Source organism: Shinella sp. OV683, from assembly GCF_057787725.1.
The window spans coordinates 5,147,162-5,172,002 of sequence record NZ_CM173543.1 but is presented as its reverse complement, the minus strand read 5'-3'; the positions used below and the strand labels follow the sequence as shown (position 1 = coordinate 5,172,002).

Here is a 24,841-nt window from a genome sequence, read left to right as displayed (position 1 = left end):
ACATGGCTGACCAGCCTCCGACCCAACGCCAGCGCATCGACAAGTGGCTGTTTTTCGCCCGTATCGCGAAATCCCGCACCTTGGCGCAGGAATGGGTCGAGGCCGGCCACGTCACCGTCAACGGTGAGAAGGTCAGGCGGTCGAGCGCCGATGTCCGCCTCGGCGACAAGCTCGAGGTCACGACACGCGAGCGCGACTATGTCGTCGTCGTCAAGGCACCTGGTGAACGACGCGGACCATTCGAGGAAGCGCGCCACCTCTACGAAGATCAGTCTCCGCCGCAGGTGAGGCGAACGCCCTTCGAACAGGCGCAACGCGATCCCGGCACCGGGCGACCGGAAAAGAAGGAACGCCGCGAACTCGACCGGCTTAAAAACGGCGGCTTTTTCAGTCAGGACTGACGCGAGGCCGAATTTGGCGAAATGCAGGTCAGACCTGCCTGGAATGCAATGCTGCTTTCCACGTCCCAGTTCTTGCAAAGACCGTGCAAAGCCGCTAGTGGACGAACAATTCTGGAGCATCGGCTCCGCAAACGCGTATCGAGAAGCTGGAGTGTCTCATGACATATGTCGTGACCGACAACTGTATCAAGTGCAAGTACACGGACTGCGTCGAAGTCTGCCCGGTCGACTGTTTTTACGAGGGCGAGAACTTCCTCGTCATCCATCCCGACGAATGCATCGATTGCGGCGTCTGCGAACCGGAATGCCCGGCCGAGGCGATCAAGCCGGACACCGAGTCCGGCCTGGACAAGTGGTTGAAATTGAACGCCGATTTCGCCTCGATCTGGCCCAACATCACCCAGAAGCGTGACGCCTTGCCGGAAGCCAAGGAATTCGACGGTGTTGAGGACAAGCTGGAGAAGTACTTCTCCGACAAGCCGGGCACGGGCGACTGATCCGACCTTGCCTTGCTACCGGCCCCGGGTCGCCTCTTGGCACCCCGTTCCTGATACGAACTTTACAGTTTGTTGACGGACTATTTGAGTTTTGAACGGGAATGAACGGTGCGGCTTTACCATCCCGGCAGAAGCCTTCCGGGCCTATTTGCCGCGGTCAAAGCAAATTATTGATTTCCACTGTTTTTTATGTTATTCAAGCCAGTACTGATCCCAGAGGGCATATTTGTGCCCAGACATCACGAAAGCTACGATCCCCAAATGCGGTCTTCTTGAAAAATGCGCCCGTTCGGTTGCCGGTTTTCATTTTGCCGTGTTGAAGGTTTGTTTGCGTTGTAAATGTGGGTCCAGTCCGAAAATCTTGGCGCCAACGCGCCGTTCCCCGGCCACCACGGCCGCACCCGGGCAACCGGAAGCATATTAGGGAGTTTGTGAGAAGCATGACAACCCAACTTAAGAAACCTTCGACACGCCAGGGCTTCAAGACAGGTGAATCGATCGTCTATCCGGCGCATGGCGTCGGCATGATCGTGACCATCGAGGAACAAGAAGTTGCCGGCATGAAGCTTGAGCTTTTTGTTATCGATTTCGAAAAGGACAAGATGCGCCTGAAGGTTCCGGTCGCCAAAGCCGTCAGCATTGGTATGCGCAAGCTTTCGGAGACCGATTTCGTCGAGCGTGCCCTCAAGGTCGTGCAGGGCAAGGCGCGCATCAAGCGCACCATGTGGTCGCGCCGCGCGCAGGAATATGATGCCAAGATCAATTCCGGCGACCTGATTTCCATCGCCGAAGTCGTGCGCGATCTCTTTCGTGCCGATAACCAGCCGGAACAGTCCTATTCCGAGCGCCAGCTCTATGAACAGGCACTCGACCGGATGGCGCGCGAAATCGCCGCTGTCAACAAAATGTCCGAAACCGAAGCTGTTCGCCTGGTCGAGACCAATCTCGCCAAGAGCCCGCGCCGCGCCGGCAAGCTGACGGAAGAAGACGAGCAGGAAGAAGCCGCGTAAGCGGTAACATCCAACAACACCATTTCGGACTGACAAGAACCCGGCCTCAGTCGGGTTTTTTGTTGCGGTATCGAAACCCTCCCGCAGCGCCTGCCTGTGGTACTGCAGCGGACGAACAATCGTGTATCCCGTTCAGGCTTCAGATAAAAATGAGGTTATCGACGATGCTGCCATTGTGATCGACATCGGCGACGCCCTCAAGTCGGATCAGGTCTCCATCGCCGTTCAGCACAAGCTGCCAAACTCCGTGCACAAGGCTTTCGCCGGCGATACTCGCCTCCGCGTGCGGGAGGTCTATGACGTCCACCTGCTGCCGGCGATAGTCGTCTATGTCGGTGACCTCGAATACGCCGTCACGGAGAGTTTTGAAGCTGAAAGTGTCTGCTCCCGCGCCACCGGCAAATTCGGCGTTTCCAGATCCACCTACCAGTAGATCACTGCCACGTCCTCCGAACAGGCTGTCCCTGCCGTCGCCTCCACGAAGCGTGTCATTGCCGTCACGACCATACTCGGTATCGTTGCCCGCTCGGCCATTGATCTCATCACCTCCGGAATACCCCACAAGGTGGTCATTACCCGCCAGTCCATTTATTGAAATGCCAACGAGTTGCTCATACTCTCCGTCCGACGTCGTCGTCAGCACCTCCCCGACACCCGCAATATAGAATTTATGCTCGATATCACCGGGACTGAGCGGTGAAAATTCCTTAGTCTTCAGCGTATGATGGGACGCGCCGTAGACGGTGAATACATTTGCATCAAGACTGAGCACTCTCGCCCTATCCTCCGCAACGCCTTTTGCATTCTCCTGATGATAGACGTCGCCTACATGCGGTCTTGCCTCCATGATAATGCCCGGCATGGCGCCAGCGACCCCAGCGCGCCACGATCCCACGGTCCCGATCGGGACGGGGTTCCCCGGTTCGTATTGCGTAGAATCCTCGCCAAAATACCAGACGTTTCCCTGCTTATCTTGTGCGTAGTAGTCGAATGTGTCTTCTTCCAACTGCCCGTTGACGAAGCTGACATCATGCACAACAACGCATGTTACCCCGTCGATCACAGCCGTCTTGTGGGTTACGATGGTATTGGTCGTAATGGCAAGGCCCTTATCCTCATAGTGGAACGTCGTTCCCGCTTTTAGGATCATGTAGGGATTGTCTATCGTCGTCGTGAAATTCTTCGGGCTGATAGCCCCGCTGGTGTAAGTCGATTGCGTGAGCGGTAGGTTGCCGATGTCCGGCGCGCTATTTGGGTTTCGCTTGGTCATGATCTGATCCTCCCTGAAGCCCACCTGTTTTCATTGTAGTCCCATGAATCATCCGAATTTGTGTCCTGAATGAACGTGTGGGCAGCGTGGTCCAGCAAAAGGTTCTTCATTGCCACGAAGAGAATGCTGCCCGCCTATCTTGTATCGGCTGACCGACATCACTAACGGTGAAGTCGTTGTGACCAATGTGGAGTGCGCTCAAGCCATTCGCGGGTTTCTTATGACAACAAGAATTTGCCCAGTCGCTCGCTGGCGCTGCCGCCGGGCGAAGGCCAATAGATTTTTTTGATATTTGAACCCGTTATCGCAATGCCACCGCCGGGTTGGCGCATTCGGCAGCCAGCGGCCACCTCGGCTGTGTCAAAGGTCGATGGCAGGCACTATCAGTTTAGCGTCGAGTCAAGCGGTCCTTAGCCCAGCCAAACGGATGCGCCAGAGTCAAGTAGATGACCCCACCTTTGCTGATCTGGAACGAGCGCGTTGCATCCAAGCCTCAAGATCTATTCCGCGATGATCTTGACCTTGTCACCCGCCGACACGGTGGCGCCGAGCGGCAGTCCGTTGATCAGCCGGAAGAGCTCCAGCTTGCGGTCGGTGCCGAGCATGCGGTCGGACAACGTCTGGATGTTTTCGCCCGGCTTGACCACCACCACCCGGACACGCAGCGGCTTGAGGTTGGCCGCCTCTTGCGGCGTCATCCGCCGGAAGGTTTTGCGCAGCTGCTGTGCGGTTGCTGCCAGCGCCGCTGTGTTACCCTTGGGAACGGCCGTCAGGAAGCGATAGATCTTTGGGCCGTTACGAACGACGGTGACATCGAAATCCCAGCGGTCGGCCGACGCGCGGGCCGTGGCCGCCGGCATGCCGTTGACGAAGGCTGCACGGATCGTCTCCGGCATCAGCCCGGTGACCCAGCCGCTGGCAATGTAGTCGGTCAGGCTACCGCCCGATTTGTCATCGACCAGGTCGAAGCGAATGGCGATTTCGCCCGGGCCGGTTGCCATCACGGCTTCGGCCTTGTTGTCGATGCGGAAGCCGGCCGGCGCTTCAAAACGAATGCCGAGATTGCCATGCAGGAACGTCTGTCCACGGACATAGCCTTCCTGCGGGCTATCGCCATAGAGCAGGCCGTCTATGCCTTGCAGGAAATAGTCGCGTCCCTTGTCGCCCGCCTTGTCCTCCATGCCGAAGGCCCTGGCATGGCGCCGCGCAAGGTCGACGCGCTGCGGCGTGCTCGGATGGCTGGAAAGGAAGTCCATGCCCGGATCGGAATCCGGATCGACCGCATTGAACCTGGAATAGGCGCCCATCGCATCGAGGAAGCGCGCTGCGGCATAGGGATCGTAGCCCGCTTCGCCAAGCATGCGCACGCCGATCACGTCAGCCTGCAATTCCTGATTTCTCGAAAAGGCTGCAAGCCTGAGTTTGGAACGCGCCAACGCCTGCTTGCCGGCGAGCTCGGAAGACAACACCTCTGTCACCACGCGGCTGGCAATGACTTCTGCTTCTTCACGCTGTTGCCGCTCGATACCATGGTTGGCCGTGACGTGGGCCATTTCGTGGCTGAGCACTGCGGCGACCTCGGACGCGTCGGTGGCAAGCGCCAGCAGACCGCGCGTCACATAGACATAGCCACCGGGCAGCGCGAAGGCATTGATGGCCGGGGAATTCAGGATGGTGATGCGATAGGATTGCGTTGGATTTTCGGAAACCAGCGTCAGCGCACCCATGATGCGAGCAACCAGCTGTTCGGTCTTCACATCCTTGTACTCGCCGCCGTAGGACGCAACGATACGGGGATGCTCACGCGCGCCCATCTCGGCACGCGGATCGTTTTTCTGAACTTCGTCAACGATTTGCGGTGTCTGCGACGGCGCGACATCCGGCTCGTAAGTCTGGTCGAGGATCGACTGGCAGCCGGCCAGCGCGGCTGTCGCGAACAGCACGGCAAGCGTGTGACGGCGCAAACCCCGATTGCCCACCCGGCTTGGGAAGGTGGTCGTCGCCGTAAATTTTCCGCCAGCCTGTATGCTCTCGACCGTCAGGGCCCTGTCCTTCATATCAACCGGATTCCTTGCGGAAACGGGCCACTTTCATCCGATTTCACAGCTTACTGCATAGCACAAACTACGGAGATTCCGATGGCAAAGTCGAGAATAAATCGGTCGATTTTGAGGCTGGCACGCGGCTAGGAAGAATTTTTTTCTAACGTGACCCAAGTGGCTGTATCGCCACAATACACATTTCGACCGTCCGATACCTCGATGACGCGACTGGCGAGTCGCACAACTTCCCGGCGATCGTGGCTGATCATCAGCACCATCATGCCGCTCTCGGCTTGCAACCGCTTCAGCAACTCGCCCATATCGGCGCGCAATTCCTCGTCGAGGCTGCCAAAAGCCTCGTCGAGCAGCAGGAACGGACGCTTGCGGACCAGCGCGCGGGCGAATGCCACACGCTGTCTCTCACCGCCCGACAGTGCCTGCGGCATGCGTTTCTCAAACCCGGACAGACCGACCTTCGTAAGCGCGTCGCTGACGTCGACATTGTCCCGGGGGCTCAGCGACAGAGACGGCGACAAGCCGAGAGCGACATTCTTCCTGACATCGAGATGTGCGAAGAGATTGTGATCCTGGAAGATGTAGGTTAGCGGCCGCTTACCCGGCGAGACGCCGGCCATATCAACACCGTTCAGCGTGATCGTGCCGCTCTTGGCCGGCTCAAAGCCTGCGATCAGATGAAAGAGCGTCGATTTTCCCGAGCCAGACGGACCGGTGACGGCAACGATCTTTGGCCCGTCGAGGGCAAAGTCATAGACAAAACTGCGCGCGCCGAGCTGCGTTGAAACATGTTTGAGCGTGATCGTCGGCGTCATGATCGCGGCTCTGCCTTTCTGCGATCGCTGAGCAATGCCGGAAGCATCAGGACCAGGCACAGAACGCCGAGGATCAGAGACAGGCCCGCCGCATCCGTCGATCGATAGTTTCCAAGCTTCGCATAAAGCAGCGACGGCAGCGTCATGAAATCATCGCTGCCGAACAACGCGATAGCGCCCATATCACCCAACGACAAAGCCAGGCCGAAACTCAGCGCCATCAGCAGCGGCCCCTTCAGCACCGGCCAATCGACGATGCGGAAGCGATTGAGGCCATGAATATCGAGGCTGTCGGCCAGCTGCGCAGCCCTGATCTCATGGGTGCGAAGCTCCGGTCCGAGAATACGGCTGGTGAAGGGCAGTGCCATGATACAATTGATGGACATGACGATGAGGACTGCCGGATTTCCGCCCACACCTGCCTTGAGCAGAAAGACGAACCATCCGGCACCCAGTGCGAGCGGCGGTATCAGCAACATGAATTCAGGCAGGCGAAACAAGGCGGCGGATTTCCGGTGACCTGTTGCGGCAAGTGCAAGGCGGCCGCGCAAAATGACATAGGTGAGCGACACCGAAAGCAACCCGGCAGCAGCTGCAATGAACAGGCTGGTCCTCAATGCCTGCAGGAAAAGACTGTCCACCAGCAGTCCACCGAGATCCGCACGCAAGCCTGCGAGCAGCACAGCCAGCAACGGCGCACCGACAAACAGCAGGAAGAAAACGAGGATGGCGCTGTCCCCGACCATCGCCATGGGCCTTGCCGCATCCGATCGGAAGGGCGCATGTTCGGTGGCGCTGCGATCCTCTTCCGGATCCGGAAAGAGGTTGAGGAGCAGGAATACGACCGAGGTCAGCACCAGCTGCAACACACAGAGCGCCAGTGCACGCGGTGGATCAAACTCGAACTTCAGCGCCTGGTAGATCGCCACTTCCAGCGTCGAGGTCGCCGGACCGCCACCCAGCGTCAGCACGATCGTAAAGCTGGTAATGCAGAGCATAAACACCAGCCCCGCAATGCCGGGCAACACCCGCAACAGCGCCGGCCCTTCGACGAAGCGAAAAAGCGCGATCCGCGGAAAATCCAGGCTTGCCGCCAACCGCCATTCGTTGCCTGGGATTTTGGCCAGCGCCCTCAACATCAGCCGCGCCGCGAGTGGCAGGTTGAAGAACACATGCGCCAGCAGGATGCCGCCGAGCCCGTAGATCGAAAATCCGCCATCCATTCCCGCCGAGCGCATGAAATCGTTGACCCAGCCTTGCCTCCCCCAGACCTCGACAATGCCAAACACGACGGGCAGCACCGGCAGGCCAAGGGGCAGGATCATCAATGCCAACAGCAAAGGCCGCCCAACAAATCGTCGCCGCCGGGCCATAGCCAGTGCAACAGGAAGCCCCAAGACCAGCGACAGAACTGTCGACGCGGCCGCTTGGCCCACGGTAAACACTGCCACGCGCAACACATAGTCGGCTGGCGGCCAGGAGCTTTCCTCGCCGCTACCGATCACCAGCATCATCAGCGCAAGAACGCAAAACGCCGCGATCAGAGCAAGAGCGCTGGCTCCCGCCCAGATCCACAGCCGATTTTCGCCCTTGCGATCCATGGTGTGAATCCGGCTAAGCTTAGTTCATGCTCATGGCGGCGAGCCATTCGTCGATCCACACCTTGCGTTTCTCGGCGGCTTCCATTGGTGGAATCGTCAGTGTCTTTGCAGGATGCACGAGCGAATCGAACACCGGATTGAGCTTTTGCGCGGTCTCGCCGGCCGGCATCATCCAATTGTTTTCAGGAATGATGTCCTGAAATGCCGGGCTGATCATGAACTTCAGGAATTGCCTGGCCAGTTCAGCGTTTGCGGTCTTGGTCATCGCAGCGACTTCGATCTGGATGGGATGTCCCTCGGAGAATTCGAGCGCCTGATAGCGGTTCACCTTCTCGGCGATCATGTGGTAGGCGGGCGACGTCGTATAGGAGAACACCATTGGCGCTTCGCCCTTGGTGAACAGCCCATAGGCTTCCGACCAACCGGGGGTCACTGTGAGAATACGCTTCTTGAGCTTCGTCCAGGCTTCCGGCGCCTTGTCACCATAGACCGCCTTCACCCAGAACAGCAGCCCGAGACCCGGCGTCGATGTGCGCGGATCTTCGATGACGATCTTTTCCGAGGGATCACCTTCGACCAGTTCCTTGAGGCTCTTGGGCGGGTTCTTGATCGTATCGGTATCGACGACGACAGCGAAATGGCCGTAGTCATAAGGCACGAAGACCGGATCAGAAAATCCGCCGGGCACCTTGACCGCGGATGTGTCGATGCCATGCTCGGCAAACAAGCCGGTCTTGCTGGCTTCTTCAGTCAGGTTGTTGTCGAGGCCCAGCACGATGTCGGCCTTGGTCGCGTCGCCTTCCATCTTCAGCCGCGTCAGCAGGGCGACGCCGTCGCCGAGGCTGACATATCGTACCGAGCAGGCGCAGATCTTCTCAAAGGCCGCCTTGACCTTCGGCCCCGGCCCCCACTCGGCCGTAAAGCTCTCATAGGTGTAGATGGTCAGCATCTTGTCAGCGGCCTGGCTGGGCGTGAACAGCGAAAATGCCGCGACGGCTGCGATTGAAAATAGGGTTGTCTTGCGCATTGGCGCCTCCTTGGTTTCATAAAAAACGGGAATAGGGCGCTCGCAATGTGCCGTCTAATCCCTCCGCCGGTATGAGCCGGATCAGGTTCTGCGGGTCGGTCGAAACCTCTCAGCCCAGGACCGTTTCCGGCCGAGGACACCCCGTTAGAGCGGTGTCATGATTAGACGCCTGTCATGAAAATGACAAGTGGCGAAGTCGAAAGGTGTAGTCTGTGAAGGAGCGCGGGCCACGCTCAAAGCAGGTCCTGCTGATATGCGAGGCGCTGGAGAGGGCAATGCGGGAGCATCGGCCACTTATACGCAATCACCCCACGGCTGGCCTTCTCCTGACGAATCTCTGCTCTGGTAGATCAAACCCCCATTGGGTGCCTGACCATTCCTCGGCCAGTGCGAAGCCCACCGATTCGTAAAGTTTTCGAGCCGCATCCAGCCCCCTGAATGTCCAGAGCTGGGTCTCGGAAAATCCGTTCTCGTCGCAGAATTTCACCGCTTCCGTCACGAGTTTGCGGCCGGTACCCGTGCCGTGCAGGTCTTTTTCAAGGATGACCCAGCGAATGTGCGCCTTGCCGTCACCCAGATCTTCGCCGTCGACGACGATAGAACCCTTGATCTGGCCGGCTTGCGTGGCAAGCCACATCTGGTTTCCCGGGTGTCCAAGACGTGGAACGAAATCCGCCAGTCCGCCAGCGATCTTGGCTTCAAAAATTGGCGGAAAGCCCCATTCCCGTCCATAATAGTCACCATGCATCTGCGCGATGCGTCCGGCGGCACCGGGCTGGAAGCCGGCGGAAACCTCGATTGCAGCACCTGGATCCTGGCGGACGGCATCGTCCGCACCCACCTTGAGCGCACACGCGTAGGCTTGCAGCCCATTCACCACCTGTGTCCGGATATCCGCGCTGAGGGCGTGCAGTGCGCGACCAACCTGACGGTTGGCATAGCGCTCTATATCGCCAAACAGCGCCGTGCCAGACTCGGTTAGCGAGAGGATCTTCGACCGGCCATCCGCCTCGCTTGCCATCTCCGTCACCAGCCCGCGCTCGATCAACCGGGCGAGCATCCGGCTCACCGAGGATTTTTCCAGAACCAGCGTCTGTGCCAGCTGGTTTGCGGTCAATCGCTCATGATTGCCAAGCTCGATGATCGCATGGACTGCCGACGCCGACAGATCGGTATTGGCCATGGTCGACCGCATGAATCCGAGCTCGCGCACCATCCGGCGGGATGCATCGCGAACGGCAAGGATATCGGCATGCTTAAGCGGCGCGTTCATGAGAGTTTCCTTCGTATAGTTGTAGCTTACAACTATATTTCAAATCGCCGCCCTGGGCAAGCCCGCACCGCCGTACCGGAAACGGCATTAGCGGCTTGAAAACCCGGATATTGCGGATTATGCAGGCCCCAATTTCAACCCTCGAACCAAGAGAGTATTGGCAATGTCCGTACGCAAGCTTCTTCTGCTTCCCGGTGATGGCATCGGCAAGGAAACCATGGCCGAGGTCCGCAAGTTCATTGCGGCCATGAACGAGAAGTTCAACGCCGGCTTCGAGACCGAGGAAGGCCTCGTCGGCGGCTCGGCCTATGATGCGCACGGCGTTGCGATTTCCGAGGAAGACATGGAAAAGGCCATGGCGGCGGACGCCGTGCTGTTCGGTGCCGTCGGCGGCCCCAAATGGGATAGCGTTCCCTATGACGTCCGCCCCGAGGCTGGCCTGCTGCGCCTGCGCAAGGATCTGGCACTGTTCGCAAACCTCCGTCCGGCCATCTGCTACCCGGCACTCGCCAATGCATCATCGCTGAAGCAGGAAATCGTCGAAGGCCTGGATATCCTGATCGTTCGCGAACTCACCGGCGGCGTCTATTTCGGTAGCCCAAAGGAGATCATCGATCTCGGCAACGGCCAGAAGCGCGGCATCGACACCCAGGTCTATGACACGTTCGAGATCGAGCGCATCTCCGCCGTCGCCTTCGAACTGGCGCGCACGCGCAACAACAAGGTCTGCTCGATGGAAAAGCGCAACGTCATGAAGTCGGGCGTGCTCTGGAACGAAGTCGTCACCCAGACTCACAAGGCCAAGTACTCCGACGTCCAGCTCGACCACATGCTGGCCGATGCCGGCGGCATGCAGCTCGTCCGCTGGCCCAAGCAGTTCGACGTCATCGTCACAGACAACCTGTTCGGCGACATGCTGTCCGACATCGCCTCGATGCTGACGGGCTCGCTCGGCATGCTGCCGTCCGCCTCGCTCGGTGCACCGGACCCGAAGACCGGCAAGCGCAAGGCCATGTATGAGCCGGTGCATGGCTCGGCCCCGGACATCGCTGGTCAAGGCATTGCCAACCCGATTGCCATGATCGCCTCGTTTGCGATGTGCCTGCGTTATTCCTTCAACATGATCAAGGAAGCCGATACGCTGGAAAAGGCGATTGCCAACGTGCTCGACCAGGGCATCCGCACCGGCGACATCATGGCGGAAGGCGCAAAGCAGGTTGGAACGACCGAGATGGGCGATACCATCCTCGCCGAATTCCTCAAGCTTTCGGCCTGATCTTACCGATCACTACTTTTAAAATAGAAAAACCGGCGCAATCGCTTGCGCCGGTTTTTTGTTTGGGAGCCCTCATTTCAGATCGCGTGTACGTCGTTGTCCTTGGTTTCCTTCAGGAACAATGTGCCGATGATCAAGGTCATCACCGCGATGATGATCGGATACCAAAGGCCGTAATAGATATTACCCTCGGCTGCGCTGAGCGCAAACACGATGGCCGGCAGCAGCCCACCAAACCAGCCGTTGCCGATGTGATAGGGCAACGACATGCCGGTATAGCGGATGCGGGTCGGGAACATCTCAACCAGCATCGCCGCGATCGGGCCGTAGACCATCGTCACGTAGATAACCAGCACGGTTAGGATCGCGATCACCTGCACCCAGTTGATCTGCGCGGGATCGGCGACGATCTTGAACTCGCCGCCTGCGGGCACCTTGTAGACCGGCAACTCCGTGACGCCTTCGAGATCCTTTGATGTGGCGACCTTGTCACGGATCATCTTGGCGGCCGACATCGTCTCCGGCGGATTGACCTTGACCTTTGCCTCGTCGAGACCGAGCTCCGGATTGGCGGCAATGAATGCCGCGATCTTCGGCTCGGGCACTAGTGCTGCGCTGCGTGCCAGCGGATAGCCTGCCGCCTTGAGCGCGGTATAGGCGACCTTCTGGAACTTCGCGGTATTGGCTTTCGCATCATCGCCGGCATTGACATAGCTCGGAATGACCGTCTCGCCGATCTTCACCGACGCCATCGTTCCGGCAGCGGCCGGTACGACATCATAGGCGATGGAGTTCTTGGCCAGGAATTCCGTGGCGGCATCGCATGACGTGGTGAACTTGCTCGTGCCCGTCATGTTGAACTGGAACGAGCAATCGGCCGGATCTGCCGTCACCGTCGCATGAATAGAAGCCTGTGCCGTATAGAGCGCGGGGTTGCCGGCCCAGGTCAGCGCCTTGAACAGCGGGAAATAGGTGACCGCCGCCAACAGCAGGCCGAGCATGATGATCGGCTTGCGGCCGATCTTGTCAGACAGCCAACCGAACACGACGAAGAAGATCGCGCCGATGGCCAGAGCCACCGCCACCATCTTGTTGGCTGAGGCGAGATCAATCTTCAGCACGTTCTGTAGAAAGAACAGCGCATAGAACTGGCCGCAATACCAGACGACAGCCTGACCGGCGACGGCGCCGAACAGCGCCAGCAGCGCTATCTTGGCATTCTTCCACTGGCCGAAGGCTTCGGTCAGCGGCGCTTTCGAGCCCTTGCCCTCTTCCTTCATGCGCTTGAAAGCCGGCGATTCATTGAGCTGCATGCGGATCCACACGGAGATCCCGAGCAGCACTGCGGAGATCAGGAAGGGTATGCGCCAGCCCCATTCGGCGAAGGCATCCTTGCTCATCAGCGACTGGACGATCAGGATGATCACCAGCGACAGGAACAATCCGCCGGTCGCCGTCGTCTGGATCCATGACGTGTAATAGCCGCGGCGGCCCTCAGGCGCGTGCTCGGCGACATAGGTCGCTGCACCGCCATATTCACCGCCCAGCGCCAGGCCTTGCAGAAGCCGCAAGGCGATCAGGATGATCGGGGCAGCAATGCCGAGCGTTGCCGAGCCGGGCAGCAGGCCGACCAGAAAGGTCGACGCACCCATGATCAGAATGGTGATCAGGAATGTATATTTGCGGCCGACGAGATCGCCAAGCCGGCCGAACACCAGCGCGCCGAACGGCCGGACCAGGAAGCCTGCCGCAAAGGCGAGCAACACGAAGATCGTCCGCGTGCCTTCCGGATAGGAATTGAAGAACGCATAGCCGATATAGACGCCAAGCGAGCCATAGAGATAGAAATCGTACCATTCGAACACGGTGCCGAGTGAAGAGGCGAAAATCACCTTCTTCTCCTCGGATGTCATGCCGCGCCTTGCGGGCATATTGACGGCTACTTCTGCCATGATGAAATCCTCCCAATTCGTCGCAGTACCCTCTCCTCAAAGATTCCCAGGGCGCGAACGTGACCTCAGAATGCCAGAGTTCCCGCCTACACCCCAGCCGTGCTTTGGGATTATGACGAAAGTATTAGGTGCAACGCAGCATCTGCAAATTCACCGCATGAGACTGAGAGTGCTTGACTCCTCGGCAAAAATGGCTAGAGGAAACGCTTGTAAAAAGGAACACGTCATGAGCGGTCGCTTTTCAGCACCCCATATCATGCACCGCCCGGACAGCCTGTCCGGCGGACGTTTGCTTTTTTCTCCAGTTTCCAAAACCTGGGCCACCAAAACGACGACGAAAACCGTCTGACGTTCCTGGCCCGCCGCTCTCTCCCCGGCTTTAGGCTGGGAGCAGGACCTGACGCGGTTTTCGCTAAGTGGTCCAAATCTCAAGCAACCGGCGGAGAGAAGAGAAAGAGACGATCAAAATGGGTTTCAAGATTGCAGTCGTAGGCGCCACCGGCAATGTCGGGCGCGAAATGCTCAACATTCTCGCCGAACGCGATTTTCCGGCCGACGAAGTCGTGGCGCTGGCATCCAGCCGCTCGCTCAACACCGAAGTGTCCTATGGCGACAAGACGCTGAAGGTCAAGAACCTCGAAAACTACGATTTTCATGGCACCGATATTTGCCTGATGTCGGCCGGCGGCGCGGTGTCGCTCAAGTGGTCGCCGAAGATCGGCGCCATGGGCTGCGTCGTCATCGATAATTCCTCGGCCTGGCGCTACGACCAGGAAGTTCCGTTGATCGTTCCGGAAGTCAATCCGGATGCGATTTCGTATTTCCGCAAGAAGAACATCATTGCCAACCCGAATTGCTCGACTGCCCAGCTCGTCGTGGCGCTGAAGCCGCTGCATGACAAGGCCAAGATCAAGCGCATCGTCGTCTCGACCTACCAGTCGGTGTCCGGCGCCGGCAAGGATGGCATGGACGAGCTGTTCAACCAGACCCGTGCCGTGTTCGTCGCCGATCCCATCGAATCCAAGAAGTTCACCAAGCGCATCGCCTTCAACGTCATTCCACATATCGATAACTTCATGGAAGACGGCTACACGAAGGAAGAGTGGAAGGTTCTGGCTGAAACCAAGAAGATGCTCGACCCGGCGATCAAGGTCACCTGCACGGCTGTTCGTGTCCCCGTCTTCATCGGCCATGCCGAATCGGTCAACATCGAGTTCGAAAACGAGATCACAGCCGACGAAGCCCGCGAAATCCTGCGCGATGCGCCGGGTTGCCAGGTCATCGACAAGCATGAAAACGGTGGCTACATCACGCCATATGAATGCGCTGGCGAAGATGCGACCTTCATTTCCCGCATCCGCGAGGACGCAACCGTCGAAAACGGCCTCAACATGTGGATCGTTTCCGACAACCTGCGCAAGGGCGCCGCGCTCAACGCAATACAAATCGCTGAACTTCTTGTTAACCGTGGCCTGCTAAAGGCGGCCAACGCGGCTTAACTTTGATATTTCCGAGATGAATAATAACCCCGCAAGAAACGTCACTTCTTGCGGGGGTTTACCTTGAAGTAAATCAAGGCAGGCTGATACTGGTTAAGCAGCGATTCGGCGGCAGAAACGCCGGGTTTGCGATGAGGACACCCATGAACATGATTCGGAAAATGACTGGCGCGCTGCTCGTAGTGGCTGCATCCTATTCTTTGGCGACATCGGCCAATGCTGCCTCCTGCAGCAAGACTGCAGCTGGCTTCGACGATTGGAAGGTCGAATTTGCCGGAGAGGCCGCCGCCAACGGCATCAGCCAGCGCACGCTCGACAAGGTGTTCTCCTCCGTTTCCTATAACAAGGCGACCATTCGCGCCGACCGTGGCCAGAAGAGCTTCAAGCTGGGACTTGATGCATTCATGCGCAAGCGTGGTGCATCGACGATCGTCTCGCGCGGCCGCAGCATGAAGCGCGCCAACGCCGCCCTGTTCGCCTCGATCGAGCAACGTTTCGGCGTGCCGTCCGGCCCGCTGATCGCTATCTGGGGCATGGAAACTGGTTTCGGCTCCTATATGGGCAAGGAGCACACGCTCTCCGCCGTCTCGACCCTCGCCTTCGATTGCCGCCGCACCGAATATTTCACCGACCAGCTCTATGCGGCGCTGAAGCTTGTCGACAACGGCACGCTCTCGGTCAATGCCCGCGGTGCGGCCCACGGTGAAATCGGCCAGACGCAGTTCCTGCCCAAGAACGTCCTGACATACGGCGTCGACGGCGATGGCAACGGCCGCATCGACATGGTCGGCTCCAAGGCCGATGCGCTTGCCTCCACCGCCAACTTCCTGCGCGGCCATGGCTGGCGCGAAGGCGCTGGTTATCAGCAGGGCGAAGCGAATTTCGGCGCGATCCAGGGTTGGAATGCTGCCAGTGTCTATCAGCAGGCAATCGCCATCATGGGCGCGCAGATCGACGGCGATACCCAGTAGGGGATTTGCTTTCGACGATGAATTGAGGGCGGCCAGCAGGCCGCCCTTTTTTATTCCTTGTTGACTTCAGGTCTGACGAAGTCACCCGTCTCGGGGTTCATAACCCAAAGCTCACCCGTCGAAATGTCGAACCAAGCACCACTGAGGGTCATGCGCTTCTTCTCAAGAAGAATCTTCACGCAGGGAAAGGTCATCAGATTGTCGATCGATGTGCGGATCGAGATGCGTTCGAGCGCGCGCTGACGCTCGGCCGCCGTCATGGATTTGTAGTGTGAAACCTCTTCGGCCGCCGGCCGCAGCATGCCCATCCACTTGCCGATGAAGTCGCCCGGAGACAACGGATTGCCGTCATGATTGAGCGCCGCATGAATGCCGCCGCAGCGTCCATGCCCCATCACGACGATTTCGCGGATTTTCAGCGATTGCACGGCAAATTCCAGCGCCGCCGAGGTGCCGTGATAGTGATCGTCCGGCGCATAGGGCGGCACGAGATTGGCAACGTTCCGGACCACGAACAATTCGCCGGGGCCACTGTCGAAAATGGTCTCCGGCGCTGAACGCGAGTCGCAACAGGCGATCACCATCGTCTTCGGTGTCTGGCCGGTTTCGGCAAGGGTGCGATAGCGATCAGATTCGCTCACATAACGCCCGCTCATGAAGTTGCGATAGCCTTCGAGCAAGTGTTCGGGAAAATGGTCCATCATCTGTCCTCCTTTGCCTACTTTCTCTTCGCCCGCGACGGATGCATCAGCTGTCGCATCTGCACCATCGCCATCGGCGTTGAAAAACTTGAGTAATCCTCGGAAAGCATCAATTCGTCGGCACCACGCTTGACCGAGCGGGCCAGGATCTCGAACACCGCCGCCGTGGTCATCTGCAGCGCCCGCTCCTCGCTCTCGCCCTTGAGAAGCCGCGACAGGAAGAGTGCCGACGTCAGGTCTCCGAGCCCGTTGGGCGGATTGCCCACCATACGGTGTTCCGCAAGAATAGCGTGGCGGTCCGTTAGCAACAGGTTGCCGATACCGCCGGTCATCATTGGCACAGCGGAGGTCACCAGCACGCGGCGCGGCCCCAGCGCGATCGCGGCCTCCATGATCTCGGCATTGCTCTCCAGCGCAGCCCCGGACAGCCAACCCAGCTCATAGCGGTTCGGTGTGGCGATATCGGCAAGCGGCATCAGCTTGTCGCGGATCGCCACCGCGATCGCCTCGGGAACATAGAGCCCGTTGAGATCGCCGATCACCGGATCGCACAGACACAGCACTTCGGAATTCTTCTCCTTCAGCGCCGCGACCAGTTTCGCCGCAGCCTCGACCTGGCCGGGCGCACCGAAATAGCCTGTGATGACGGCCTTTAGGTTTGCAGCCCAGGGTGAACGGATGATGTCGTCGATCGCAGCGGCGAACTGCTCCTCGGGAATGACGATGCGTGTCGAAGAGCCGTGACCAGGATGCCAGGGAAGAATGACGGTGGGCATCGACCAGACGGGATGGCCCATGGTTTCGAGACTGAAAACGATAGCGCGATTGCCGACCGATCCGCGCACGACATGGCTCGATATGGCGATGATTTCCGCCGGGCTGGCATTATCAGTCATTTCGCATTCCCCATACCCCGGGACACTTGATTGCCGCAGTGCAGCGGATTGTCAACCGCTTTAAGGACGCAACACCTGCGCAACTCACCTTGAATGTGTTTCGCCGACATGCCACTTTGGCGAAACGGCGCGACGGGAGCTTGCAAGTGGCTGAAATCTCTCTGGGATTGAAAAATCCTGCAAGCAAGCGGGCGATCTTCGGCTGGATGATGTTCGACTGGGCGGCACAGCCGTTTTTCACCGTCGTCATAACCTTTGTCTTCGGTCCTTACTTTGCCGCGCGCATGGCCGCAGATCCCAATGCCGGCCAACTCGCCTGGAGCAATGTCGGCACGATCTCTTCGATCATCATTGCCATCCTGTCGCCGGTTCTGGGCTCGATCGCCGATGAAACGGGCAACCGCAAGCACTGGATCGGCTTGTTTGCAGTGATCAAGATCACATCGCTTCTGGCGCTCTGGTATGCCGCACCCGGCAGCTCGCTGATCGGCATCGGCACTCTCATTATTCTCGCCTCGATCGCCGCCGAGTTCTCGATCGTCTTCAACGACTCCATGATGACGCGGCTGGTTGACAGCCACAATGTCGGCAAGGTCTCCAACATCGCCTGGGGGCTGGGCTATGCCGGCGGGCTGATCGCACTGTTCTTCGTGCTGCTGTTTCTCGCCGGCAGCCCATCGACCGGCAAGACGCTGATCGGCATCACGCCATTGTTCGGTCTCGATCCCGCGCTTGGCGAGGATGCGCGGATCACCGGGCCGCTTTCGGCAGTCTGGTACCTCGTCTTCACCCTGCCAATGTTCCTGTTCACGCCTGACAGTTCCAAGCATGTGCCGCTTGGCAAAGCGGTCGATCGCGGCTTGAGTGAACTCTGGGATACGCTCAAGGACATCCTCAATCGCGGTGGACTACTGAAATTCCTGATCGCCCGAATGATCTTCCAGGATGGGGTCAACGGCCTGCTGTTTCTCGGCGGCGCCTTTGCGGCCGGGATGTTTGGCTGGGCGACGACGGAAATCGGCCTGTTTGGCATCATGCTGGCCTTCGTCGCCATCTTCAGCTGCCTGGTTGCCGGCTACCTCGATGCAAGCCTGGGATCGAAACGCGTCATCCTCATCTGCCTCGTTTTGCTGATCATTGCGACAACGGGGATTATTTCCACAGGTCCGGGATTTACGCTGTTCGGCTTCGTCCAGCTGTCGCCCATGGATAGCGGCGGTCTGTTCGGAACGGCGGCAGAGAAGGTCTACATTCTTTATGGCCTGCTGATCGGGCTCGCCTTTGGGCCGGTGCAAGCTTCGTCGCGGTCGTACCTAGCCAGAAGCGTCAGCGTCGCTGAAGCCGGCCGCTATTTCGGCATTTATGCTCTCTCGGGCCGAGCGACCTCATTCCTGGCCACGGCCGTCAACAGCCTGCTGATCTGGCTCACGGCCTCGGCCCGGGTCGGCATGAGTTCGCTGATCGCCTTCTTCGCGGTCGGGCTGCTGATCCTGATCGTCACACCTTATCCGGCAAACAAGCAAGACTAAAGCATGTTGCGCCTTAGTGCCGGAAGTGGCGCATGCCGGTAAACACCATCGCGACATCATGCGCGTTGGCGGCATCGATGACTTCCTGGTCGCGCATCGAGCCACCCGGCTGGATCACCGCAGTGGCGCCGGCATCGACGATCGACAGCAGTCCGTCCGCAAACGGCAGGAAAGCTTCCGAAGCGGCGGCCGAGCCCTTGGTGAGCGGCACGGCCCAGCCGGCGGCTTTTGCAGCTTCTTCAGCCTTGAGGGCCGCGATCCGGGCTGAATCGACGCGGCTCATCTGGCCGGCACCGATGCCCGCCGTCTGGCCGTCCTTGGCATAGACGATGGCGTTCGACTTGACATGCTTGGCAACCTTGTAGGCAAATTTCAGGTCCTCGAGTTCGCGCGGCGTCGGCGCGCGCTTGCTGACCACCTTGAGATCGATGTCCTCGATCATGCCATTGTCGCGGGTCTGGACCAGCAAGCCGCCGGAAACGGTCTTGGCGGTGAGGCCCGGCGTGCGCGGATCGGGTAAGCCACCGGTGACCAGCAGCCGCAGATTGGCCTTGGTGGCGATGATCGCCTTGGCTTCGTCGCTGACGTCGGGCGCGATGATCACTTCCGTGAACAGCTTGACGATCTCGGCCGCGGTCTCGGCATCCAGCAGCGTATTGAGCGCCACGATACCGCCGAACGCAGAGGTGGAGTCGCAAGCCAGCGCCTTGAGATAAGCTTCGCTTAGCGTGCCGCCGGTTGCCACGCCGCATGGATTGGCGTGCTTGATGATCGCGCAGGCCGGCCCCTGTGCCGGCGCAAATTCTGCGACGAGCTCAAAGGCAGCATCAGTGTCGTTGATATTGTTATAGGAGAGCTGTTTGCCCTGCAGCAGGGTCGCGTTCGAGACGCCGGGCCGAGTGTCACCGGTGACGTAGAATGCCGCCTTCTGGTGCGGGTTCTCGCCATAGCGCATTTCCTCGCGCAACACGCCACCGACAGTTCGATATGCAGGCGTATCGATCTTCAGATCCTCCGCCAGCCAATTGGAAATTGCAGTGTCATAGGCCGCCGTCCGCGCATAGGCCTTCTGCGCCATCTTCTGCCTGAAGGCATAAGGCACGGTGCCGCCGGACTTCAGAAGTGCGGCTAGTTCGCCATAATCGGCCGGATCGGTGATGACAGTGACATAGGCATGATTCTTGGCCGAAGCACGGATCATGGCAGGACCGCCAATGTCGATATTCTCGACGCTCTCGGCGTAGTCTTCCCCACGTGCCCGCACTTCCTCGAACGGATAGAGATTGATCACGGCGAGATCGATGCCGTCGATGCCATGCGCCTGCATGGCCAATTGGTGCTCGGCATCGTCACGGATCGCCAGCAAGCCGCCATGCACCTTGGGGTGCAAAGTCTTGACGCGGCCATCCATGATTTCCGGGAAGCCGGTGACCTCGGAAACATCGGTGACGGCAATGCCTGCGTCGCTCAGTGCCTTGAAGGTGCCGCCCGTCGACAGCAACCGCACGCCCAAACCTGCCAGGTCGCGGGCAAACTCGACGATGCCGGATTTGTCGGACACCGACAGCAACGCGGTGCCAATGCGAACGAAGTCCGGCGCCGGAATTCTCTTGGAGTGGACGGCCATGATTTTACCCCGCATCGATGAATGAGATCTCGTGCGGGTCGCGTAACACACGCCCGCCGGCGATAAAACCCAAAAGTCGTTCGCGAGCCGTACTTTTCAGGCCTTTGCGGCGCTTCGGCTCTTGGTCATGACCCAATAAATTTCCGGCTGCTCGGCAAGCTTGATCGTCAGCTCGATCTGGCGCGAGGCACGGATGCCGCTGGGATCAGCGAAGAACACGTCGTCTTCGATGGCAATCTCGGCATCGAGCGTTGAAAACGCCCAGGTCTCGCCATCCGGCGCGGTCAGCCGCGCCTCGTGCTTGTCGATCAGTTTCGCCTCGATCTGCGGATGGATATGGAAGCGGATCACGGCGACATCCTCCGATGTTGCGTCGGGGTCGTTGCCTTCCTCGGTCATCAGCCGGTCCTTGCCGCGGATCAGCGTGCCGGTCGAATTGAGCTGGATGGTTCGCTCATGCCGCAGGCCGAAAACATCGAGATAGCCGTCATGCGACGCGGTCAAGCCTTCACCGCCTTCCGTATCATGGCGTTCGACCGTCGTCTCCGTGACCCCATCGATCAGGATTGGTCCGGCAACGCTGGATTTCGAGATGCGGCTCGACGACGTGTCGTTGACCGTCACTGTCGAATGCGCCGCCGTCGCTCGCGACAGCTGCTTGTAGTGATCGCCGGCAAAGCGTGGTGCGCCGGAATTGATGATATAACGGTGGCGCCCCGACGACATTTCGAATGACAGGCACCCGGCATGCGCCGTCTTCGACATTTCAGCCGACAGCGGCAGGCCGGTATCGACGAGTATGACCGTGTCTTCGACCGCCAGCCGATGGTAGTTGATATGCGGCAGCGCCTTGAAGGGCTTACCTGCCGTCTCATCGTAGCGCAGCACCGACATCAGTTCATTGGCAAGCGTGGTCGTCGCACCATTGAAAAGTGCAAGTTCGCCGCCCTGATGGCGGAAGAAGCGCAGCGCCGGATACATGCGGTCGATCGCCGGGATCAGCCGCGACGGCAGGTCGTGGCCGAGATTGACATAGGTCTGGCGGAGCGGCAGCAGGTCCAGCAAAAGCTCGAGCCCGGTGCGCGGATTGCGCGAGATGTGACCACCATCGGACAATATCTGTCGGTCGAGCTCGCTATCCAGCTGACGCGCGGCTTGCTTGATCTTCGAGTTGGACGAGGGGAGTGCGACCGACGAAGCCGCCAGCGCAATTCGGACACGCAGACGCGCCTCACCATCCGGCACATGATGCGCGGTCTTTTCGAGATAGCGGACATGAGCGATCAGGCTCTTGAGGAACCGCCTGTAAAAACCGACATCGGCGCCCTTCAGCAGCACCGTGGAGTGCGACAGCCAGGCAATGATCCGCTGGGCGGCGACATCCGGCTCCCACGGAATTCCCGAAACCCGCTTGCCATGGATGGCAAGCCACTCATCCGTCAGCCGTCGCGCCACGGCGCTATGCGCATCCGAGCGCGACGCCCTGACATGCCGTAGCCAGGAAAAGCTGTGCAGACGGGCTGCAAACTCTCGCGAAGGCAATTCCAGCGAAAAGGGCGACTGGTCGTCGGCAACCAGGATGCGGCCAGCCAGCGGAAAGCGGCCGGCGGCAATTTCTTCGGCAACGAACGAATCGGCTGCGCGCAGATCGGTCGGCGCGACGATCAGCCGGTCGGGGATACGCCTGAGCGACGGCAAGGCAACAGTACGGAAGGCCGCAAAGCGCAGCGACGTGCGACGCTTGGCCTCCCAGAGGTAGTGAGTCAGGTTCCTGCGCCGCCGTGATATGCTCATGCCGCCGTTTGCTTACGCTCTTTATTGATCATTAAAATGCTAATTTTCTCCCGGGCAATTCTAAGCGCGCCCAGGATCAGCTTGTAAAGCGAAAGTGTATACGCGCGACATAGGCCGCGAGATCTATTGATAACGTTAAGTTTCAGATATTTGGTTGGGGTTTCAACCTAGCGTCGTCGCAGCACGGCAGCATAGAAGCCGTCCATGCCGCCGAGCATCGCAGGCGTTGTACGGAATTCGCCCTTGTCGGTAATCGCCGTCTCAAGCCCCGGCCAATCCGATTTGTCGATTGGCACGCGTTCGACCTCGGGCTGTTGCTTGAGGAATTTTTCCACAAGTTCTTCGCCTTCAAGCCTGTCGAGCGAGCAGTTGGAGAAGACGATCGTTCCACCCGGACGCACCAGATTGAATGCACTGGCAAGCAACCTGTACTGCACGCCGGCCAGCGTCTCGATATCTTCGGCGCCCTTGGTCCAGAGCACATCGGGATGCCGGCGGATCGTGCCGGTGGATGAGCAGGGCGCGTCCAGCAGCACCGCGTCGAATGGCTCTGCAGGCTCGTATTCCTCCAGGCGCGCATTGACGATCTCTGCAGTCAGGCCGAGCCGGTCGAAATTGCCTTTCATCCGCTTGATGCGGCTGGCGGATTGCTCGACGGCCGTCACCTCCGCACCCTGGACAATCAGCTGGGCGGTCTTGCCGCCGGGCGCCGCGCAGAGATCGGCGACGCGCTTGCCTTTGATATCGCCCATCAACCGGGCCGGAATGGCTGCTGCCGCATCCTGGACCCACCAGGTACCATCGGCAAAGCCCGGCAGGTCGGAAACGGCACCATCGAATTTGTCGAGCCGCACGGTTCCCGTCGGCAGCACGGTGCCGCCAAGCGTGTCCGCCCAATGCTGTGGGTCCGACTTCACTGTCAGGTCGATTGGAGCAAGGGTCAGAAACGCGTCGCCGATCGCCTTAGTGGTTTCGGCGCCATAAGTGGCGATGAGACGTTTCTGATACCAGACGGGCAGGGGCGACACTTCCTTGCTGACGCCTTCGATCACGTCGTGCTTTTCGCGGCCGAGACGGCGAAGCAAGGCATTGACCAGATTGGCAAAACGGCTGGAGCGCGGGTCGCGGCGGGCCTGCTCGACGGCAATATCCACCGCCGAATGGTCGGGCACATCCAGGAACAGGATCTGCGTCGCCGCAACCGAGAGAATGTGACGCAAGTGGCTGGCGCCCTCGGGCAACGGCTTGTCGAGATAGCTATCGAAGATCGCGTCGATCCAGGTGAGATGCCGCAGCCCGGAATTGAGGATGGCGCGCACCAACGCCCTGTCCTGCAAAGACAGTACGGAGAAGGCGGGGTTGCCGTGGTGATCGTCGAGCATGCCGTCCAGCGGCGTCTTCTGGCCGATGACGGCGCTCATGACCTTGACGGCCGCGGCGCGTGCCTGGAATCCCGGCTTTTCCGGCTCGGATCTGCGGGGAGAATGCACCTTGCCGCCTTTCGCGGTGGGATGCTGGCTGCGTCGGCCAGTGTCTGATGTCAAGAATAGGGTCCTTCGGGTGGTTTGTTGCTGCCGCGTCCCCAGGTGATGTTCGGGACCGAGCGGCCTTTGTTGGGCACGGGCTTATCAGGCTCGGCCTCTTCCGTCGAGGGTCCCCACGGACCGGGATTGGTATTTTGCGGCTCAGGCTGCTGTTCCTGCGGGCTTTGCGCGCTGGCCTGCCGTGGCGCCGGACGAGCCTGCGGCTGACCGCTGCGCGCCATATCCTGCAATGCTGCGATCCGGTTATCGGTGTTCGGATGGGTCGAGAACAGATTGTCCATCCCCGCACCCGAGAGCGGATTGATGATGAACATATGCGCGGTGGCGGGATGCGCCTCCGCATGCGCGTTGGGGATCTCGTGGGCGTCCCTGGCAATCTTGTTGAGCGCCGAGGCAAGCCAGAGCGGGTTGCCGCACAGCTCGGCACCCCGGCGGTCGGCCGCATATTCACGGGTGCGGCTGATGGCCATCTGCACCAGCATTGCCGCAAAGGGCGCGACAATCATCGCCACAAGGCCGGCAATCGGGTTGTGACGCTCGCCATCGCGCGAGCCGCCAAAGAAGAAGGCGAAATTGCCAAGCATGGAAATTGCGCCGGCCAGCGTGGCCGTCACCGTCATTGTCAGCGTATCGCGGTTTTCGATGTGCGCAAGCTCGTGCGCCATCACCCCCGAGACTTCCTCGGGCGTCAGTCGCCTGAGCAGGCCGGTCGACGCGGCCACTGCGGCATTCTCCGGATTACGGCCCGTGGCAAAGGCGTTGGGCTGTTCCTCATTGATGAGATAGACACGTGGCATCGGCAGGTTGGCGCGCGCCGAGAGATCGCGGATCATGGTGAAAAATTCGGGCGCGTTCTTCTCGTCGATTTCCTGCGCGTCATAGGCGTTCAGCACCGAGTTCCCGGAATTCCACCAGGAATAGACGTTCATCCCGGCGGCCATGACCAGCGCGATCATCATACCGCTGCGGCCGCCGATCAAGAATCCGACACCCATGAACAGGGCAGTCATGAATGCAAGCAACATGGCTGTCCGGAAGAAATTCATCGTTCACTCCTCAAAAGGCGGATGGACATTCCTTTGCCTTGTCCATTTTCTGTCC

Annotated in this window: 21 protein-coding genes and 1 riboswitch; of the genes, 8 read left to right on the top strand and 13 right to left on the bottom strand. The window is 59.5% G+C overall.

The window, feature by feature from the left end; genetic code table 11:
• The first annotated feature begins 2 nt into the window (after positions 1-2).
• The 3 genes from ACXHRN_RS24990 (at position 3) to ACXHRN_RS24980 (ending at position 1,908) form a co-directional block, all read left to right on the top strand.
• Positions 3-401: an RNA-binding S4 domain-containing protein gene (locus tag ACXHRN_RS24990; protein ID WP_488638963.1), complete on the top strand. Its 399-nt coding sequence runs from the start codon at positions 3-5 to the stop codon at positions 399-401.
• Between the two features lie 158 nt (positions 402-559).
• Positions 560-898: a ferredoxin FdxA gene (gene fdxA / locus ACXHRN_RS24985; protein ID WP_488638962.1), complete on the top strand. Its 339-nt coding sequence runs from the start codon at positions 560-562 to the stop codon at positions 896-898.
• A 440-nt stretch (positions 899-1,338) separates the two neighbouring features.
• Entirely contained in the window at positions 1,339-1,908 is a 570-nt protein-coding gene (locus ACXHRN_RS24980; protein WP_488638961.1) for a CarD family transcriptional regulator, read from the top strand.
• Between the two features lie 139 nt (positions 1,909-2,047).
• Here ACXHRN_RS24980 and ACXHRN_RS24975 read toward each other — a convergent pair whose 3' ends face one another.
• From ACXHRN_RS24975 to ACXHRN_RS24950, 6 genes are all read right to left on the bottom strand, one after another.
• The gene (locus ACXHRN_RS24975; protein WP_488638960.1) at positions 2,048-3,178 is read right to left on the bottom strand and encodes a calcium-binding protein; all 1,131 of its coding nucleotides are present in this window, start codon (positions 3,176-3,178) and stop codon (positions 2,048-2,050) included.
• A gap of 500 nt (positions 3,179-3,678) precedes the next feature.
• Entirely contained in the window at positions 3,679-5,235 is a 1,557-nt protein-coding gene (locus tag ACXHRN_RS24970; RefSeq protein WP_488638959.1) for a M48 family metalloprotease, read from the bottom strand.
• A 128-nt stretch (positions 5,236-5,363) separates the two neighbouring features.
• A complete protein-coding gene (locus ACXHRN_RS24965; RefSeq protein WP_488638958.1) occupies positions 5,364-6,050 on the bottom strand; it encodes a thiamine ABC transporter ATP-binding protein in 687 nt (228 codons plus the stop codon).
• On the bottom strand, positions 6,047-7,651 hold the full coding sequence (gene thiP / locus ACXHRN_RS24960) for a thiamine/thiamine pyrophosphate ABC transporter permease (protein WP_488638957.1): 1,605 nt from the start codon (positions 7,649-7,651) through the stop codon (positions 6,047-6,049). The genes ACXHRN_RS24965 and thiP overlap by 4 nt, the downstream gene beginning before the upstream one ends.
• Positions 7,652-7,670: 19 nt before the next feature.
• Positions 7,671-8,678: a thiamine ABC transporter substrate binding subunit gene (gene thiB, locus ACXHRN_RS24955; protein WP_488638956.1), complete on the bottom strand. Its 1,008-nt coding sequence runs from the start codon at positions 8,676-8,678 to the stop codon at positions 7,671-7,673.
• Positions 8,679-8,719: 41 nt separating this feature from the next.
• A riboswitch (TPP riboswitch) is annotated at positions 8,720-8,832 on the bottom strand.
• A gap of 150 nt (positions 8,833-8,982) precedes the next feature.
• The gene (locus ACXHRN_RS24950) at positions 8,983-9,951 is read right to left on the bottom strand and encodes a bifunctional helix-turn-helix transcriptional regulator/GNAT family N-acetyltransferase (RefSeq protein WP_488638955.1); all 969 of its coding nucleotides are present in this window, start codon (positions 9,949-9,951) and stop codon (positions 8,983-8,985) included.
• A 163-nt stretch (positions 9,952-10,114) separates the two neighbouring features.
• On the opposite strand from ACXHRN_RS24950, the gene leuB reads away from it, so the two are divergent.
• Positions 10,115-11,227 carry a 3-isopropylmalate dehydrogenase gene (gene leuB / locus ACXHRN_RS24945; protein ID WP_488638954.1) on the top strand — a complete coding sequence of 371 codons (1,113 nt, stop codon included), beginning with the start codon at positions 10,115-10,117 and terminating at the stop codon, positions 11,225-11,227.
• Between the two features lie 77 nt (positions 11,228-11,304).
• Here the strand turns inward: leuB and ACXHRN_RS24940 are convergent, their stop codons facing one another.
• Positions 11,305-13,179, bottom strand: a complete 1,875-nt coding sequence (locus ACXHRN_RS24940; RefSeq protein WP_488638953.1) for an MFS transporter — start codon at positions 13,177-13,179, stop codon at positions 11,305-11,307.
• A 226-nt stretch (positions 13,180-13,405) separates the two neighbouring features.
• Here ACXHRN_RS24940 and ACXHRN_RS24935 point away from each other — a divergent pair, with 226 nt between their 5' ends.
• The 3 genes from ACXHRN_RS24935 (at position 13,406) to ACXHRN_RS24925 (ending at position 15,649) form a co-directional block, all read left to right on the top strand.
• Entirely contained in the window at positions 13,406-13,528 is a 123-nt protein-coding gene (locus ACXHRN_RS24935; protein WP_488638952.1) for a hypothetical protein, read from the top strand.
• A gap of 118 nt (positions 13,529-13,646) precedes the next feature.
• Entirely contained in the window at positions 13,647-14,678 is a 1,032-nt protein-coding gene (locus ACXHRN_RS24930) for an aspartate-semialdehyde dehydrogenase (protein WP_488638951.1), read from the top strand.
• A 149-nt stretch (positions 14,679-14,827) separates the two neighbouring features.
• Positions 14,828-15,649: a lytic murein transglycosylase gene (locus ACXHRN_RS24925; protein ID WP_488642021.1), complete on the top strand. Its 822-nt coding sequence runs from the start codon at positions 14,828-14,830 to the stop codon at positions 15,647-15,649.
• A 50-nt stretch (positions 15,650-15,699) separates the two neighbouring features.
• Here the strand turns inward: ACXHRN_RS24925 and ACXHRN_RS24920 are convergent, their stop codons facing one another.
• A complete protein-coding gene (locus tag ACXHRN_RS24920; RefSeq protein ID WP_488642020.1) occupies positions 15,700-16,350 on the bottom strand; it encodes a carbonic anhydrase in 651 nt (216 codons plus the stop codon).
• Between the two features lie 17 nt (positions 16,351-16,367).
• Complete coding sequence (pdxY, locus tag ACXHRN_RS24915; RefSeq protein WP_488638950.1) at positions 16,368-17,246, bottom strand: pyridoxal kinase PdxY; 879 nt, start codon at positions 17,244-17,246, stop codon at positions 16,368-16,370.
• 206 nt (positions 17,247-17,452) lie between these two features.
• Between pdxY and ACXHRN_RS24910 the strand changes: the two genes are divergently transcribed.
• A complete protein-coding gene (locus tag ACXHRN_RS24910) occupies positions 17,453-18,775 on the top strand; it encodes an MFS transporter (protein WP_488642019.1) in 1,323 nt (440 codons plus the stop codon).
• Positions 18,776-18,788: 13 nt separating this feature from the next.
• Here ACXHRN_RS24910 and purH read toward each other — a convergent pair whose 3' ends face one another.
• From purH to htpX, 4 genes are all read right to left on the bottom strand, one after another.
• A complete protein-coding gene (purH, locus tag ACXHRN_RS24905) occupies positions 18,789-20,402 on the bottom strand; it encodes a bifunctional phosphoribosylaminoimidazolecarboxamide formyltransferase/IMP cyclohydrolase (RefSeq protein ID WP_488638949.1) in 1,614 nt (537 codons plus the stop codon).
• A gap of 96 nt (positions 20,403-20,498) precedes the next feature.
• On the bottom strand, positions 20,499-22,196 hold the full coding sequence (locus tag ACXHRN_RS24900; protein WP_488638948.1) for a heparinase II/III family protein: 1,698 nt from the start codon (positions 22,194-22,196) through the stop codon (positions 20,499-20,501).
• A 167-nt stretch (positions 22,197-22,363) separates the two neighbouring features.
• Entirely contained in the window at positions 22,364-23,740 is a 1,377-nt protein-coding gene (locus ACXHRN_RS24895; RefSeq protein WP_488638947.1) for an RsmB/NOP family class I SAM-dependent RNA methyltransferase, read from the bottom strand.
• Positions 23,737-24,786: a zinc metalloprotease HtpX gene (gene htpX / locus ACXHRN_RS24890; RefSeq protein WP_488638946.1), complete on the bottom strand. Its 1,050-nt coding sequence runs from the start codon at positions 24,784-24,786 to the stop codon at positions 23,737-23,739. The genes ACXHRN_RS24895 and htpX overlap by 4 nt, the downstream gene beginning before the upstream one ends.
• Positions 24,787-24,841 lie beyond the last annotated feature (55 nt).

Coding starts and splice junctions, on each gene's coding strand:
- ACXHRN_RS24990 (WP_488638963.1), top strand. CDS start 3: ATGGCTGACCAGCCTCCGACCCAACGCCAGCGCATCGACAAGTGGCTG.
- fdxA (WP_488638962.1), top strand. CDS start 560: ATGACATATGTCGTGACCGACAACTGTATCAAGTGCAAGTACACGGAC.
- ACXHRN_RS24980 (WP_488638961.1), top strand. CDS start 1,339: ATGACAACCCAACTTAAGAAACCTTCGACACGCCAGGGCTTCAAGACA.
- ACXHRN_RS24975 (WP_488638960.1), bottom strand. CDS start 3,178: ATGACCAAGCGAAACCCAAATAGCGCGCCGGACATCGGCAACCTACCG.
- ACXHRN_RS24970 (WP_488638959.1), bottom strand. CDS start 5,235: ATGAAGGACAGGGCCCTGACGGTCGAGAGCATACAGGCTGGCGGAAAA.
- ACXHRN_RS24965 (WP_488638958.1), bottom strand. CDS start 6,050: ATGACGCCGACGATCACGCTCAAACATGTTTCAACGCAGCTCGGCGCG.
- thiP (WP_488638957.1), bottom strand. CDS start 7,651: ATGGATCGCAAGGGCGAAAATCGGCTGTGGATCTGGGCGGGAGCCAGC.
- thiB (WP_488638956.1), bottom strand. CDS start 8,678: ATGCGCAAGACAACCCTATTTTCAATCGCAGCCGTCGCGGCATTTTCG.
- ACXHRN_RS24950 (WP_488638955.1), bottom strand. CDS start 9,951: ATGAACGCGCCGCTTAAGCATGCCGATATCCTTGCCGTTCGCGATGCA.
- leuB (WP_488638954.1), top strand. CDS start 10,115: ATGTCCGTACGCAAGCTTCTTCTGCTTCCCGGTGATGGCATCGGCAAG.
- ACXHRN_RS24940 (WP_488638953.1), bottom strand. CDS start 13,179: ATGGCAGAAGTAGCCGTCAATATGCCCGCAAGGCGCGGCATGACATCC.
- ACXHRN_RS24935 (WP_488638952.1), top strand. CDS start 13,406: ATGAGCGGTCGCTTTTCAGCACCCCATATCATGCACCGCCCGGACAGC.
- ACXHRN_RS24930 (WP_488638951.1), top strand. CDS start 13,647: ATGGGTTTCAAGATTGCAGTCGTAGGCGCCACCGGCAATGTCGGGCGC.
- ACXHRN_RS24925 (WP_488642021.1), top strand. CDS start 14,828: ATGATTCGGAAAATGACTGGCGCGCTGCTCGTAGTGGCTGCATCCTAT.
- ACXHRN_RS24920 (WP_488642020.1), bottom strand. CDS start 16,350: ATGGACCATTTTCCCGAACACTTGCTCGAAGGCTATCGCAACTTCATG.
- pdxY (WP_488638950.1), bottom strand. CDS start 17,246: ATGACTGATAATGCCAGCCCGGCGGAAATCATCGCCATATCGAGCCAT.
- ACXHRN_RS24910 (WP_488642019.1), top strand. CDS start 17,453: ATGATGTTCGACTGGGCGGCACAGCCGTTTTTCACCGTCGTCATAACC.
- purH (WP_488638949.1), bottom strand. CDS start 20,402: ATGGCCGTCCACTCCAAGAGAATTCCGGCGCCGGACTTCGTTCGCATT.
- ACXHRN_RS24900 (WP_488638948.1), bottom strand. CDS start 22,196: ATGAGCATATCACGGCGGCGCAGGAACCTGACTCACTACCTCTGGGAG.
- htpX (WP_488638946.1), bottom strand. CDS start 24,786: ATGAATTTCTTCCGGACAGCCATGTTGCTTGCATTCATGACTGCCCTG.